This window comes from Micromonospora olivasterospora, from assembly GCF_007830265.1.
GTDB lineage: Bacteria > Actinomycetota > Actinomycetes > Mycobacteriales > Micromonosporaceae > Micromonospora > Micromonospora olivasterospora.
Map to the genome: position 1 here is coordinate 1,126,213 of NZ_VLKE01000001.1, position 13,404 is coordinate 1,139,616.

11 protein-coding genes and 2 pseudogenes are annotated in these 13,404 nt (G+C 74.5%); 2 read left to right on the forward strand and 11 right to left on the reverse strand.

Annotated elements, in window-relative coordinates; genetic code table 11:
- Positions 1 to 6 precede the first annotated feature (6 nt).
- The 7 genes from JD77_RS04915 to JD77_RS04945 all read right to left on the reverse strand — a co-directional run bounded on the left by JD77_RS04915 (position 7) and on the right by JD77_RS04945 (position 6,070).
- The gene (locus tag JD77_RS04915; protein ID WP_342799632.1) at positions 7 to 855 is read right to left on the reverse strand and encodes a carbohydrate ABC transporter permease; all 849 of its coding nucleotides are present in this window, start codon (positions 853 to 855) and stop codon (positions 7 to 9) included.
- Positions 852 to 1,838 carry a carbohydrate ABC transporter permease gene (locus JD77_RS04920; RefSeq protein ID WP_145773232.1) on the reverse strand — a complete coding sequence of 329 codons (987 nt, stop codon included), beginning with the start codon at positions 1,836 to 1,838 and terminating at the stop codon, positions 852 to 854. The genes JD77_RS04915 and JD77_RS04920 overlap by 4 nt, the downstream gene beginning before the upstream one ends.
- Entirely contained in the window at positions 1,835 to 2,002 is a 168-nt protein-coding gene (locus JD77_RS04925; protein ID WP_246140527.1) for a hypothetical protein, read from the reverse strand. Before JD77_RS04925 ends, JD77_RS04920 begins: the two co-directional genes overlap by 4 nt.
- 110 nt (positions 2,003 to 2,112) lie before the next feature.
- A complete protein-coding gene (locus JD77_RS04930) occupies positions 2,113 to 2,394 on the reverse strand; it encodes a GlsB/YeaQ/YmgE family stress response membrane protein (protein ID WP_145773233.1) in 282 nt (93 codons plus the stop codon).
- Positions 2,395 to 2,832: 438 nt separating this feature from the next.
- Positions 2,833 to 3,120 (reverse strand): GlsB/YeaQ/YmgE family stress response membrane protein, encoded by a 288-nt coding sequence (locus tag JD77_RS04935; protein ID WP_145773234.1) that lies wholly within the window; start codon positions 3,118 to 3,120, stop codon positions 2,833 to 2,835.
- A 367-nt stretch (positions 3,121 to 3,487) separates the two neighbouring features.
- A complete protein-coding gene (gene lepA, locus JD77_RS04940; protein WP_145773235.1) occupies positions 3,488 to 5,365 on the reverse strand; it encodes a translation elongation factor 4 in 1,878 nt (625 codons plus the stop codon).
- 168 nt (positions 5,366 to 5,533) lie between these two features.
- The gene (locus tag JD77_RS04945; RefSeq protein ID WP_145773236.1) at positions 5,534 to 6,070 is read right to left on the reverse strand and encodes a DUF4240 domain-containing protein; all 537 of its coding nucleotides are present in this window, start codon (positions 6,068 to 6,070) and stop codon (positions 5,534 to 5,536) included.
- 68 nt (positions 6,071 to 6,138) lie between these two features.
- On the opposite strand from JD77_RS04945, the gene JD77_RS04950 reads away from it, so the two are divergent.
- Together JD77_RS04950 and rpsT are read left to right on the forward strand one after the other, a co-directional pair.
- Positions 6,139 to 7,131, forward strand: a complete 993-nt coding sequence (locus JD77_RS04950; RefSeq protein WP_246141211.1) for a phosphotransferase family protein — start codon at positions 6,139 to 6,141, stop codon at positions 7,129 to 7,131.
- 268 nt (positions 7,132 to 7,399) lie between these two features.
- The gene (rpsT, locus tag JD77_RS04955) at positions 7,400 to 7,666 is read left to right on the forward strand and encodes a 30S ribosomal protein S20 (RefSeq protein WP_145773238.1); all 267 of its coding nucleotides are present in this window, start codon (positions 7,400 to 7,402) and stop codon (positions 7,664 to 7,666) included.
- A gap of 745 nt (positions 7,667 to 8,411) precedes the next feature.
- On the opposite strand, the gene JD77_RS04960 is transcribed toward rpsT, so the two are convergent.
- The 4 genes and pseudogenes from JD77_RS04960 to JD77_RS04975 all read right to left on the reverse strand — a co-directional run bounded on the left by JD77_RS04960 (position 8,412) and on the right by JD77_RS04975 (position 13,052).
- On the reverse strand, positions 8,412 to 8,828 hold the full coding sequence (locus tag JD77_RS04960; protein WP_387228593.1) for a hypothetical protein: 417 nt from the start codon (positions 8,826 to 8,828) through the stop codon (positions 8,412 to 8,414).
- Positions 8,825 to 9,805, reverse strand: coding sequence for a DNA polymerase III subunit delta (holA, locus tag JD77_RS04965; protein ID WP_145773239.1), 981 nt, complete (start codon positions 9,803 to 9,805; stop codon positions 8,825 to 8,827). The genes JD77_RS04960 and holA overlap by 4 nt, the downstream gene beginning before the upstream one ends.
- Before the next feature lie 124 nt (positions 9,806 to 9,929).
- Positions 9,930 to 12,322: pseudogene (locus JD77_RS04970) on the reverse strand (ComEC/Rec2 family competence protein).
- Positions 12,319 to 13,052: pseudogene (locus JD77_RS04975) on the reverse strand (ComEA family DNA-binding protein). Before JD77_RS04975 ends, JD77_RS04970 begins: the two co-directional pseudogenes overlap by 4 nt.
- Positions 13,053 to 13,404 lie beyond the last annotated feature (352 nt).

Consider the following 13,404-nt stretch of genomic DNA (forward strand, 5'->3'; position numbering starts at 1 on the left):
TGCACCTCAGCCCTTGACGGCGCCCGCCACCAGGCCGGAGACCATCCGACGCTGCACGAGCAGGAAGAAGACGAGCACCGGAAGGGTGAACAGCGTCGAGGCGGCCATCACCGGCCCCCACGCCGTGTCGTCCCGGCCGAAGAAGAACGTCATCGCCACCGGCAGGGTGTACCGGTCCTGGTCGTTGACGAAGGTGAGCGCGAAGATCAACTCGTTCCAGGCCGTGATGAACGAGAAGGTGCTGGTCGCCACCAGGCCGGGCGCGACCAGCGGGAACAGGATCCGGCGGAACGTCTGCGCCCGGCTCGCGCCGTCGATGGCCGCGGCCTCCTCCAGCTCCTTGGGTACGGCGGCCACGAAGCCGCGCAGCATCCAGACCGCGAACGGCAGCGAGAAGCCGAGGTACGTCAGGATCAGGCTGGGCAGCGTGTTGTACAGGCCGAGCCGCTGGATCATCAGGAACAGCGGGATGACCAGCGCCTCCAGCGGGATCATCTGCACCACCAGCAGCATGATCAGGAAGCTCGTCCGCAGCTTGAACCGGAACCGGGCCACCGCGGTCGCCGCCAGCAGCGCGACCAGGCCGCTGAGCACCACGGTGGACACCGCCACGAGGGCGCTGTTGACGAAGAAGTCCGCGAACGTGACGCCGGGGATCAGGTTGCCGGTGAGGATCTCCCGGTAGTGTTCGAGCGTCGGCTCCGCCGGCACCGGCCGGGGCGTGGCCGCGAAGATCTCCCGGTTGGGCTTGAGCGACGTCGCGATCATCCAGTAGACCGGGAACGCCGCGAACGCCGCCACCAGCAGGCCGGCGCCGTTGAGGGCGGCCCGCCTCAGCACCGCGCCGCGCCTCATGAATCCTCCTCCTGCTTCAGCACCATGCGTACGTAGATCCCGGTCACCAGCAGCAGGATCAACGTCAGGACGACCGCGATCGCCGCGCCCAGGCCGTACTTGGGCGGCGGGGAGAACGCCTCGGCGTACGAGTAGATCGAGAGCATGAACGTCGGCCGGTCCTGGGTGCCGCCGGCCAGCACGAACTGCTGGGTGAACACCTTGAAGTCCCAGATGGTGGAGAGCACCACCAGGATCCCGAAGACGGGACGCAGCAGCGGGAAGGTGACCTTCCAGAAGACCTTCCACGGCCCGGCGCCGTCGACCCGGGCCGCCTCGTGCAGCTCGCTCGGCACGCTCTTCAGCCCGGCCAGCACGCTGACGGCGATGAACGGGAACGAGTGCCAGACCACCACCAGGGTGAGGATGGCGAAGAACAGCAGCGGCGAGTTGAACCAGCCGTACCCGGTCCAGTCGCTGCGCCCGAACAGGGCCTCGGACAGCCCGTCCGGCAACGCGTTGAACAGCCACGTCACCAGGCCGGAGGTGTCGTCGAACAGCCACTTCCAGACGATCGTGCCGGTCAGCGCCGGGGTGGCCCAGGCCAGCATGACGCAGCTCGCCACGAAGGTGGCCATGCGCCTGCCGAGCCGGTTGAGCAGCAGCCCGACCAGGGTGCCCAGGATCATCGTCAGCACCACGTTGGCCACGGCGAAGAGCACCGTGTTGCGCAGCACCGTGAGGAAGAACGGGTCGCCCAGGATCTCGGCGTAGTTGCCGAACCCGACCCACGGCCACTCCCGGTCGCCGCGCAGCTGCCGGACGTTGTTGAGCCGGTAGAACGACATCACCACGACCTGGCCGAGCGGCCACAGCAGCAGCACGCCGATGATCACCAGGCAGGGCAGGAGCAGCAGGTACGGCAGGCGGTCCACCCGGCGACGCCGCCGCGCGGGGGTCTCCCGCGCGGCGGTCGTCTCCGGCGCCTGGGTCAGCGTGGTCACTTCGCGTTGAGGATGCTTTCCATCTCGGCGGCCGCGTCGGCGGTGGCCTTCTCGACCGTCTTCTGACCCTTGATGACCGAGCTGTTCATGGCCTGGGTCACCGTCTTGGTCCGGCTCACCTCGACCCACCTGGGGGTGAGCGGGGTCAGCTTGGTGTTCTGCACCGCAGGCGATGGGCGCGGGGGCAGTCCACCGCGGGGACGATCCGGGGCGTACCCACGCGAACGGGCGCCCGGCCGTAGGCAGGCCGGGCGCCCGTTCGCGGGAGGTGGAGCTACCGGTGCGTGACACCCCGGCGGCCACCGATGCTCGCCACGATCGCGACCGCGATGGCGGCGACGACCACCTGGACCAGCAGCTCACCCCAGTCGACACCGGGGGTGTCGGTCGAGATGCCGATCGCCTGGGCCAGCACGGTACCGAGCAGGGCGGCGCCGACGCCGACGAGCATGTGCAGCCAGATCGGCATGTCCTGCCGGCCCGGGACGACCAGGCGGCCGAGCGCGCCCACGATCAGACCGACGATGAGCGCGGTGATGATTCCGGTGACGGTCATTGTCGTTCTCCTCAGAAAGCTTCACGGTCATTCTCTGTCGTGACCGCTAAGTTCCCGGGCGCCGGAAAGTCCAAACCGGCCGATCCGGGCGACCAACCCGAGGACGGGCCCAGAGCGGACGTTCTCCCAGGTCGGCGGGGTCCTCTCGGCGGCAGGTCCGCTCCCCCGCGGAATTTGCACAGGAGATGTGGACTGTTTTCCCCACCCTTCCGCGACCCCCATTCACACGGGTGGGGGCGGGACGCGGCCGGGCCGTCGAGAAGGGACGACGATTGGGCAGCGGCGGGACGATTGGGAACCGGCGGAATGCCGGACCGCCGGCCGCCCGGCTCGGGCCACCCGGCGGACACGAGGACGTACCACACGCCGCCGCACGCGGGCGGGCGCCCGACCACTGGTGGTCGGGCGCCCGCCCGCGTACGCGCCTGGCGTCGGTGCCTAACGGTGGGTGATGCTGCGGCGCCGGCCGACGCCGGCGACCAGAGCCACGCCGATCGCGGCCAGCACGACCTGGACCAGCAGTTCGCCCCAGTCGACCCCCGCGGTCTCCGTGGCGATGCCCATGGCGCGGGCGAGCACGGTGCCGAGCAACGCGGCGCCGACGCCGACGAGCATGTGCAGCCACATCGGCATGTCCTGCCGACCCGGGACGACCAGACGGCCCAGAGCACCGACGATGAGACCGACAACGAGCGCGGTGATGATGCCCCAAACGGTGAGCTCCACGTCGCCCTCCTCAGATTCCGTCGCAACGATGGGTTGTTGCTGTCGTTGGCCGACAAGTTCCCGGGCGCCCGAAAATCCAAACCAGAGCCGTTCTTCCGCGGCGCAGGGGCGCTCCACCGGGAGGGCCACCTCGCCCATCAGCGATTCGGGCGCTACCAGCGGTCAGTGCGGACTGTTGGCGCAGAGACACGCTCGGGCGTGAGTGGCCGAGCCGGCCCGGTCTCGCCAGCGGCGGCCAGTGCCGGCGGTGATCCGTACGCCGAGGGGCCCGGCGAGCGGCGGGCGGTACGCAGACGGCCGGCACCCGGGCGTACGCCGTGGGTGCCGGCAGCGCGGCGGAGGGTGACCGGCGCGCGCCGGCCCGGGCTCACTTCTTGCCGGGGGCCTTCCCGTCGCCGCTGTCGGAGGAGAGCGCCGCGATGAAGGCCTCCTGGGGGACCTCGACCCGGCCCACCATCTTCATCCGCTTCTTGCCCTCCTTCTGCTTCTCCAGCAGCTTGCGCTTGCGGCTGATGTCACCGCCGTAGCACTTGGCGAGCACGTCCTTGCGGATCGCCCGGATGGTCTCGCGCGCGATCACCCGGCTGCCGATGGCGGCCTGGATGGGCACCTCGAACTGTTGGCGGGGGATCAGGTTGCGCAGCTTCGCGGCGATGTTGACGCCGTAGTTGTACGCCTTGTCCTTGTGCACGATCGCGCTGAACGCGTCCACCGGCTCGCCGTGCAGGAGGATGTCCACCTTGACGAGGTCGGACGCCTGCTCACCGGAGGGCTCGTAGTCCAGCGAGGCGTAGCCCTTGGTACGGCTCTTGAGCTGGTCGAAGAAGTCGAAGATGATCTCGGCGAGGGGCAGGGTGTAGCGCAGCTCCACCCGGTCGGCGGAGAGGTAGTCCATGCCGAGCAGGCTGCCCCGGCGGCCCTGGCACAGCTCCATGACCGCCCCGACGTAGTCGTTCGGAGTGAGCACGGTGGCCCGCACGGTCGGCTCGTACACCTCGGCGATCTTGCCGGTGGGGTACTCGCTCGGGTTGGTGACCACGACCTCCTCGCCGTCCTCCTGGATCGCCCGGTACACGACGTTCGGCGCGGTCGAGATCAGGTCGAGGTTGAACTCCCGCTCCAGCCGCTCCCGGATGATCTCCAGGTGCAGCAGGCCGAGGAAGCCACAGCGGAAGCCGAAGCCGAGCGCGCCAGAGGTCTCCGGCTCGTAGACCAGCGCGGCGTCGTTGAGCTTGAGCTTGTCGAGCGCGTCCCGGAGGTTCGGGTAGTCGGACCCGTCGATCGGGTAGAGGCCCGAGTAGACCATCGGCTTCGGGTCCTTGTAGCCGCCGAGGGCCTCCTTCGCCGGGTTGGTGTTGATCGTGACCGTGTCGCCGACCCGGGACTGCCGGACGTCCTTCACACCGGTGATCAGGTAGCCGACCTCGCCGACGCCGAGCGCGTCGGCCTTCTGCATCTCCGGGGAGATGACGCCGATCTCCAGAAGTTCGTGGGTGGCGCCGGTCGACATCATCTTGATCCGGTCGCGGGCGCCGATCCGGCCGTCGATCACCCGGACGTACGTGACCACGCCCCGGTAGACGTCGTACACCGAGTCGAAGATCATCGCTCGGGCGGGCGAGGCGGCGTCGCCGACCGGCGGGACGAACTGCCGGACGATCTCGTCGAGCAGGTGCGGCACGCCCTCGCCGGTCTTGCCCGAGACCCTGATGCAGTCCGCCGGGTCGCCGCCGATCAGGTGCGCCAGTTCCTCGGCGTACTTCTCCGGCTGCGCTGCCGGCAGGTCGATCTTGTTGAGCACCGGGATGATGTGCAGGTCGTTCTCGAGCGCGAGGTAGAGGTTCGCCAGGGTCTGCGCCTCGATGCCCTGCGCGGCGTCGACCAGCAGGATCGCGCCCTCGCACGCCGCGAGGGACCGGGACACCTCGTAGGTGAAGTCGACGTGACCCGGGGTGTCGATCATGTTGAGGACGGCCTGCTCGCCGGCCCGGTCGCCCTCCCGGATCGCCCACGGCATCCGCACGGCCTGGCTCTTGATGGTGATGCCGCGCTCGCGCTCGATGTCCATCCGGTCGAGGTACTGCGCGCGCATCTGCCGGGGGTCGACCACGCCGGTGAGCTGCAACATCCGGTCGGCCAGGGTCGACTTCCCGTGGTCGATGTGAGCGATGATGCAGAAGTTCCGGATGCGCGCCGGGTCGGTGGCACCAGGAGCGTTCGCGCCGGAATCGAGCGTCGGTGGCACAGCGGTCCGTTCTGGTCGGCTGACGTGAGCAGGCCGGCGCGACGCCGGCCCCCTCTATGCTCCCACGTCGCCCCGGGCGCGGTCGGATCACTCCTCCCGGCGCCCCGACCGCCCCCGGCGGCCCGCCCCGCGCTCCGCCCGGGCCGGCCCTCGCCGCGCCGGGCCGGCTCACTCCTCCGGCGGCTCGACGAAGAGGGCGGCGAGCCGGGGCAGCCGCCGGGCGGCCTCCGCCTCGTCGTCGAAGTCCCAGAAGTCGTTGAGGTCGGGCACGGGCACCGGGTCACGGCCCGCCGGCAGGTCGGCCGCGGTCGCCTTCCGGTACGCCTCCCAGGGCACCGCCAGCATGTCCTCGCACTCGAACTCCGCGCCGCTGAGCGCGGCGGCCCGGACCGGCGGCAGCTCGGCGAGGGAGTCGGGGTCGGCGACCGCCCGCGCGAACACGGCCCGGCCCTGGGTCATCAGCCAGCCCCGGAAGTACTCGAACCCGTCGTCGGAGGCGCCCCCGTTGATCAGGTACGCCGCGCCCCACAGGTCGACCTTGTAGGAGGCGGCCAGCACCCGCCGCTGGTGGTGGGCGTACCTGACGATCTCCTCCGGGGCCCGCTCGGCCAGCAGGGCGACGGCGCGGGCGGCGACCGCGGCCGGCTCTGCCCCGCCGCCCGCGCGGGCGCGGTCGATCAGCTGCCAGAAGTCGTCGGTCCTCATGGCTCGCCAGTCTGGCAGAGGCCGCCGACAGCCAGCCGCACACCGGGCCGTGGCGCCGGTGGGGCAGCATCGGTGGGGTGCCCGCGATCTCGCTGCCCCCGGTGCCGTACGACGCGACCGCCCAGCGCCCGGCGTGGGCTGAGCTGCCGGCCGGGCTGCGGGCGGCGGTGACCGGGCGGCTGGGCGCGCCCGTGGCGGCGGCCCGGGTCGCGGGGGCCGGCTTCACCCGGGGCTTCGCCGCCGTGCTGGAGACCGCCGACGGCCGGCGCGCGTTCGTCAAGGCGGCGTCGCTGGCCGACCAGCGACACCTCGTCGACTGGTACGCCCGGGAGGCCGCCGTCCTCGACCGGCTCCCCGCCGGCCTGCCGGTCCCTCGCCCGAGGTGGACGGTCACCGCGGCCGGCTGGTTCGCGCTCGGCCTGGACGCCGTCGACGGCCGGACGCCCGCGCTGCCCTGGACGGCGACCGACCTCGACGCCACGCTTGCCGGGTACGCCGAGGTGGCCGCCGCGCTGGCCTGGTCGCCGCCGCAACTCGTCGCGCTCGGCCTGCCCCGGCTCGCCGACCTCGCCCGCGACGACATCCTGTGGTGGGGCGAGGTGGCCGCCGGCCGGGAGCCCGCCCCGGACCTGCCGCCGGCGGCACGGGGCCGGACGGCCGAGTTGGTCGCGCTGGAGTCGCGCCTGCCCGGGTACGCCGCGCGCGGCGGCCTGGCCCACGGCGACCTGCGGCTGGACAACGTGCTGATCGACGGGGCCGGGCGGGCCTGGTTCTGCGACTGGAACTGGCTGTGCCACGGCCCGGCCTGGTTCGACCTGGTCAGTCTGCTGATCACCGCGTACGCGAGTGGCCTGGACGCCGACACGCTCTTCGCCCGGCACCCGGCGGCAGCCGGCGCGCCCCCGGACGCCCTCGACGTGACCCTCGCCGCACTCGCCGGGTACCTGCTCACGTCGGCCGCCGCCGGCCCGACCAGCGCCTCCCCGCACATCCGCGCCCACCAGCGGTGGAGCGGCGAGCAGGCGCTCGACTGGCTCGCCGTCCGCCAGGGGTGGAGGTGAGCGGTTCGGCGCGGGCCGGCCCGCGCGGCGGGCGGTCAGGGCCCGCCGCACTGCCCGGGGCGCTGCCCGGGCGCTGCCCGCCGCGGGCCACCGCGCGGGCCACCGCGCGGGCCACCGCGCGGGCCGGCCGGGCCCGGTCGGCACCGGCCGGCCCGCGCGGTTTTGGCTCGTCGCGGCGGACCTGGTAACCTGGCTTTTCGCGCGGCGATGACTCATGCTCGTCGAGCGTAGAACCAGACCAACCCGAGCTATAGGACGAGGCTGTCGCGTGGCGAACATCAAGTCCCAGATCAAGCGCAACCGGCAGAACGAGAAGCGCCGGCTGCGCAACAAGTCGGTCAAGTCGTCGCTGAAGACCGCCATCCGGAAGTTCCACGAGGCCGCCGAGGCCGGTGAAACCGAGAAGGCGACCGTCCTCATGCGAGACGCCGCCCGTAAGCTGGACAAGGCGGCCAGCAAGGGCGTGATCCACGCGAACCAGGCGGCGAACCGCAAGTCGGCGATCGCCAAGCGCGTGGCCTCGTTCTCCGCCTGAGGCGGCGACCGCAGACCCTAACGAAAAGCCCCGGGATTACCCGGGGCTTTTCCGCGTGTCTACCCCGCGCCACCCCGGTGGCGCTTCCCCGCCACATCGCCGGCGCCTTCCCCGCCACACCGCCGACATCGCGGCAACCCGACCCCGCCGCCCCGCCACACCGCCGACATCGCGGCAACCCGACCCCGCCGACCCGCCACACCGCCGACATGACGGCAACCCGACCCCGCCGACCCCGCCACACGCCGACATGGCGGCAACCCGACCCCGCCGACCCGCCACACCCCGACATGACGGCAACCCGACCCGCCGACCCGCCACACCGCCGACATGACGGCAACCCGACCCGCCGACCCCGCCACACGCCGACATGACGGCAACCCGACCCCGCGACCCCGCCACACCGCCGACATGCGGCAACCCGACCCGCCGACCCCGCCACACCGCCGACATGACGGCAACCCGACCCCGCCGACCCCGCCACACCGCCGACATGACGGCAACCCGACCCCGCCGACCCATGACGGCAACCCGACCCCGCCGACCCCGCCACACCGCCGACATCGCGGCAACCCGACCCCCGACCCCGCCACACCGCCGACATGACGGCAACCCGATCACGCCGACCCCGCCATATCGCCGACATCGCGGGGACAGCAGCGGGGACCGCGCCGGGGGCCGCAGCGGGACCGCGCCGGGGCCGGGCCGCAGCGGGGACCGCGCCGGGCGGCCGCCGTGCGGGCGCTCAGGGCTCGGAACCGTCGGCGCGGGCGCGGCCCGCCAGCCCGCGCGCCTCGGGGACGGCGTACGCGCCGATCCCCCGCACCTGGGCCCGGCCGATCACCGGCTCCATCTGGCGGCGGAACCGGTCCCGTTCCTGCTCCGGCACCAGCGCGGCGGTACGCACCACCGCCGCCGCCACCATGTCGTTGAGCTTCACCATCGCTGCCACGGCGGCGGGCAGGATCAGCACCGCCCACCAGGTGACCAGCTCGGCCAGGGCGAGCAGGACGGCGAGCGCGACGCTGCCCTCGAAGAAGAGGAAGCAGAGGACGCCGCCGGGGTTGACGAACCGCAGTCCGAGGGCCCGGGCATAGAGGGGGCGGTAGCGCTCCTCCTCGGTGGGCACGGTCGCCCACGACGCCGGGATCGGACGGTTCACCGGGTGCCGCCCTGCCTGGCGGCCGCGACGGCGAAGACCGCCCGTTCCAACGCGTACGCCCGGTCGTCCGAGCCGCCCTTGACCGCCGCGTTGCACTCCGCGGCGGCCCTCATCGCCTCCACCAGGCCCTCCGGCGTCCAGCCCCGGGCCCGTTGCTGGGCACTCTTGATCTTCCAGGCGGGCATGCCCAGGGTGCTCGCCAGCTGGTACGGGTCGCCCCGCCCGGCCGCGGCCACCCGGGCGACGGTGCGGACCCCGTCGGCCAGGGCGTCGGCGATCGGGACCGGGTCGACGCCGACGTGCAGCGCCCAGCGCAGCGCCTCGAGCGCCGCCGGCACGTCGCCGATCATGGTCGCGTCGGCGACGGTGAAGCCGGTCACCTCCACCCGCCCCTTGTAGTAGCGGGCCACCGTGTCGGCCCCGATCCGCCCGTCGGTGTCGGCCATCAGCTGCGAGCAGGCGGCGCTCAGCTCGCGCAGGTCGGTGCCGACCGCCGCGATGAGCGCCTCGGCCGCGTCTTCGGTGCACCTGCCGCCGGCCCGGCGGATCTCGTCCCGCACGAAGGCCACCCGCTCGCGGTGACCCTTGAGCTTGGCCGCCGGTACGACCGTCGCGCCCGCCGCCCGCAGCCCGTCGGCGAACGCCTTGCCCTTCGCGGCACCGAGGTGCAGGACGACCAGGTGGACGTCGGGATCGGGGTTCTTCGCGTACGCCAGCAGGGCCGTGACCAGATCCTTGCGGGCGTCCTGGCCGGAGCGCAGCACCAGCACCCGCCGGCCGCCGAACAGCGACGGGCTGAGCATCTCGGCGATCTCGCCGACGGTCAGCGTGCCGGCCTGGTACTCCCGGACGTCCGCGTCGGGGTCGACGGCGCGGGCCCGCGCGACGGCTTCGGCCACCGCGCGCGTGGCGAGCAGCTCCTCGTCGCCGAGGACGAGCAGAATGGGAGCGAGGTCGGCCGAGGTCACGTCGCCCATATTCGCACGCCCGGCTGCGGCTTCGTGCCTGCTCGTCGGGCCCTACGGCGGTGGAGCCCGCACTCAGCGCAAATCCAGACATTTACCTCACTTACCCGTCAATGCCGCCAACGACCTTCGATCCTCACGACCGCCGACCCGGCGGCGTTCCCCGGGCCACCACGGCGAGCCCTTCCCCGTGCCGGACCACGGCGAGGTCCCCGTCGACGTCCGTACGCAGCACCCGGGCCCCGCCCCGGGCGAGCCGGGCGAGGACGGCCGGGTTCGGGTGCGCGTACGAGTTGCCCGTCCCCACCGGCACCAGCGCCACCCTCGGCCGGACCGCGTCCAGGAACGCCGGCTCCTGGTACGCCGACCCGTGGTGGGCGACCTTCAGCACGTCGGCCCGCACCCCGCCGGCCGGCACGCGGTCGAGCAGGGCCCGCTGCTCCTCGGTCTCGGCGTCCCCCATGAGCAGGATGCGCACCCCGGCCACCGTGGCGAGCAGCACCAGCGAGTTGTTGTTCGGGTCGGACCGGGTGCCCCGCATCGGGTACGGCGGCCCGAGCACCACCAGCTCGACGGCGCCCTCGCGGTACGTCCACCCCGCCGACGCCGGAGCCGTCCCCGCCCCGGCCGCCCCGGCCGCCGCGCCCCGGACCAGGTCCCGCCCCGCGGCCGGCTCGGGCCACTGCGGCGTACGCACGCCCGCCACCCGGCGAGCACGGAAGACCCCGGCGACCCCGCCGGTGTGGTCGACATGGAAGTGACTGAACAGCAGCAGCGACACCTCACGTACGCCGAGCCGGCGCAGGCAGCCGTCCACCGCCGCCGGGTCGGGGCCCGCGTCGACGACCACCGCCCGGCCGGGGACCACCGGCAGCACCAGGGCGTCCCCCTGCCCCACCGCGCACGCCACGGCCACCCACCGGGCCGGGGGCCAGCCGCTGGCGACCAACCGCACCGGCAGGGTGCCGACGATCACGGCGACGGCGAGCACCGCCACCAGCCGGCGCACGACCGGGTGCCGGGCGGCGACCAGCAGCGCGACGGTCAGCCCGGCCAGCAGCAACGCACCCGTCAGCCCGCCCGGCCACGGCAGGGTGCCCGCCGGCAGCCGAGCCCCGTACCGGGCCACCACCACCAGCCACCAGGCCGGCCAGCTCGCCAGCCAGGCCGCGAACTCCGCGCCCGCCGGCCAGAATGGCGAGAGCACCGCCGCGGCCACGCCCAGCACCGTGGCGGGCGCGATCGCCGGCACCACGAGCAGGTTCGCCGGTACGGCCACCAGGCTCACCGTCCCGGAGATCCCGGCGACCACCGGGCCGCAGGCGAGCTGCGCGGCGGCCGGCACGGCGAGCGCCTCGGCCAGCCCGGGCGGCACGCCCCGCCGGCGCAGCGCGTCCCGCCAGGCCGGGGCGAGCAGCAGCAGGCCGCCGGTGGCCAGCACGGACAGCGCGAACCCGGGATCCCCGGCCAGGTCCGGGTCGACCAGCACCAGGACGGCCACCGCCGCGGCGAGCGCCGGCAGGGCGGCCGCGGGCGGCCGGCCGCGAGCGCCGCGAGGCCGATCGCGCCCATCGTCGCGGCACGCACCACGCTCGGTGAGGGGCGGACGAGGATGACGAAGCCGACCAGGGCCACCGCGCACAGCCCGGCGGCCAGCCAGGGGCCGGCCCGGCCCCAGCGGGCCAGCAGCAGGACCGCCCCGACGACGATGGCGACATTGGAGCCGGAGACCGCGTTGAGGTGCGTCATCCCGGTCGCCCGGAAGTCCTCCTCCACCGTCGGCGGCAGCCGGCTGGTGTCGCCCACGACGAGGCCGGGCAGCAGGCCTCCCTGCTCGTCGGGCAGTGGTTCGCAGGCCCGTTGCAGGCCGGCGCGGAGTGTGCCGGCCCCGCGCTGCGACCACGGCGGCGGCCCGTGCAGCACCGGCGCGGTGCGGGCGGCGAGCACGGCGGCGGTGAGATCGCCGCCGCGCGGCGCGCCGAGCCGCCCCTCGGCGGTGAGCCGCTGGCCGGGCAGCAGGCCCCGCCAGGCCGGGTCGGTGGCGAGCACCAGGACGCGCAGCGGCGCGGCGACCCGCCGCCCGTCGACGGTGGTCAGGGCGACGAGTTCCGCGCGTACCAGCAGGGTCGCCGGCCCGCCCGTGCTGCCCCGGGCCGGGCGCGGGTCGTCCCGCACGACCAGTTCGGCGTCGACCGCGGCGCGGTCGTCGACGAGGGCGCGGACGGCGGGGGCGTCCCGGACGGCCAGTCGGGCGGCGGTCGCTGTCGCCCCGCACACCACGCCGAGCAGCACCGCGACCGCGATCCACCCGTACCGGCGGACGGTCGGGGCGGGACGCCCGAGCACGGCGAGCAGGTGCGCCGAGCCCAGCGCGGCCAGCCCGGCGGCACCGGCGGCGAGCGCCGCAGCCGTGTGCGCGGCCAGGTGCAGGGAGGTCAGGGCGGCCAGCCAGGCGGCCACCGCCAGCCCGGCCAGCCGCAGGTCGGGGACGGTCGCCGCGCCAACGGCCGGTTCGGCGGGACGACTCACACCGTCACCAGGTCCTTGAGCTGCTCGTACCGGGCGTCGCCGATGCCCTCGACCTGGCGCAGGTCGCCCACCGAGCGGAAACCGCCGTGCTGGTCACGGTGGGTCAGGATCCGTTGGGCAAGCACCGGCCCCACGCCGGGCAGCGCGTCGAGCTGCGCCAGTGTGGCGGTGTTCAGGTTGACCAGGCCGCCGGTGCCGGCCCCGGCGGGGGCGCCAGCGGGCGGCGCCGCGCCGGCGGGGCGGGCTGGCCGGGCGGGGCGGCGACGCCGACCAGGATGAGCTCCCCGTCGGTGACCTTGCGGGCCGGGTTCAGCAGCGCCACGTCCACGCCGGGCAGCGCCCCGCCGGCCGCCTGCACGACGTCGGCGACCCGGGCGCCCGCCGGCACCCGGACCAGCCCCGGTCGGCGTACCTTGCCGGCCACCGCGACCACCAGCTCCCCGCCGGCCGACGCGGTGGGAGCCCCCGGTGCTGTCGGGGCCGCCGGCTGGGACGCCTCGGGGCCGGCGGCGGACGCGACGGCCCGGACCGGCTCGGGCCGCGGGCGCGAGCGCCAGGCCCAGAAGCCGGCCACGAGCACCACCACGGCGGCGACGGCGGCCAGGGCCCGGACGCCCCGCCGGCCGGGGTCGAACGCGCCGGGCCCCGGCAGCCGGGACCGCCTCCGTTCGGACGCCGGTTCCGCGTCGGGTGCCTCCTCGCCGGGCCAGGCCGGGTCGTCGCCGTCCAATGGGTCGTCACCGCGGTGCTGCCGGCCGACCGCCGACGGGTGATCCGGCCAGGACGGATCTTCGCGGGTTCGGGGCTCCTTTCGCCACGGCGGGCCGAGCGGCGGAGCGCCGGGCGGCGGGCGGTCCGCCGGCGCGGCCGACCCGGCGCGCCGGCGGGCGCGGCGGATGCCCGAGCCGGCGGCGGTCTCGCCCGGCCAGGGCACGGGCCGCTCGGTCGGCTCGGCAGCCACCGGCGCCCACCGTTCCTCCGGCGGCACGACCGGCGGCACCGGGACGGCAGCCACCGGCGCCCACCGTTCATCGGGCGGCACGACCGGCGGCACCGGGACGGCAGCCACCGGCGCCCACCGT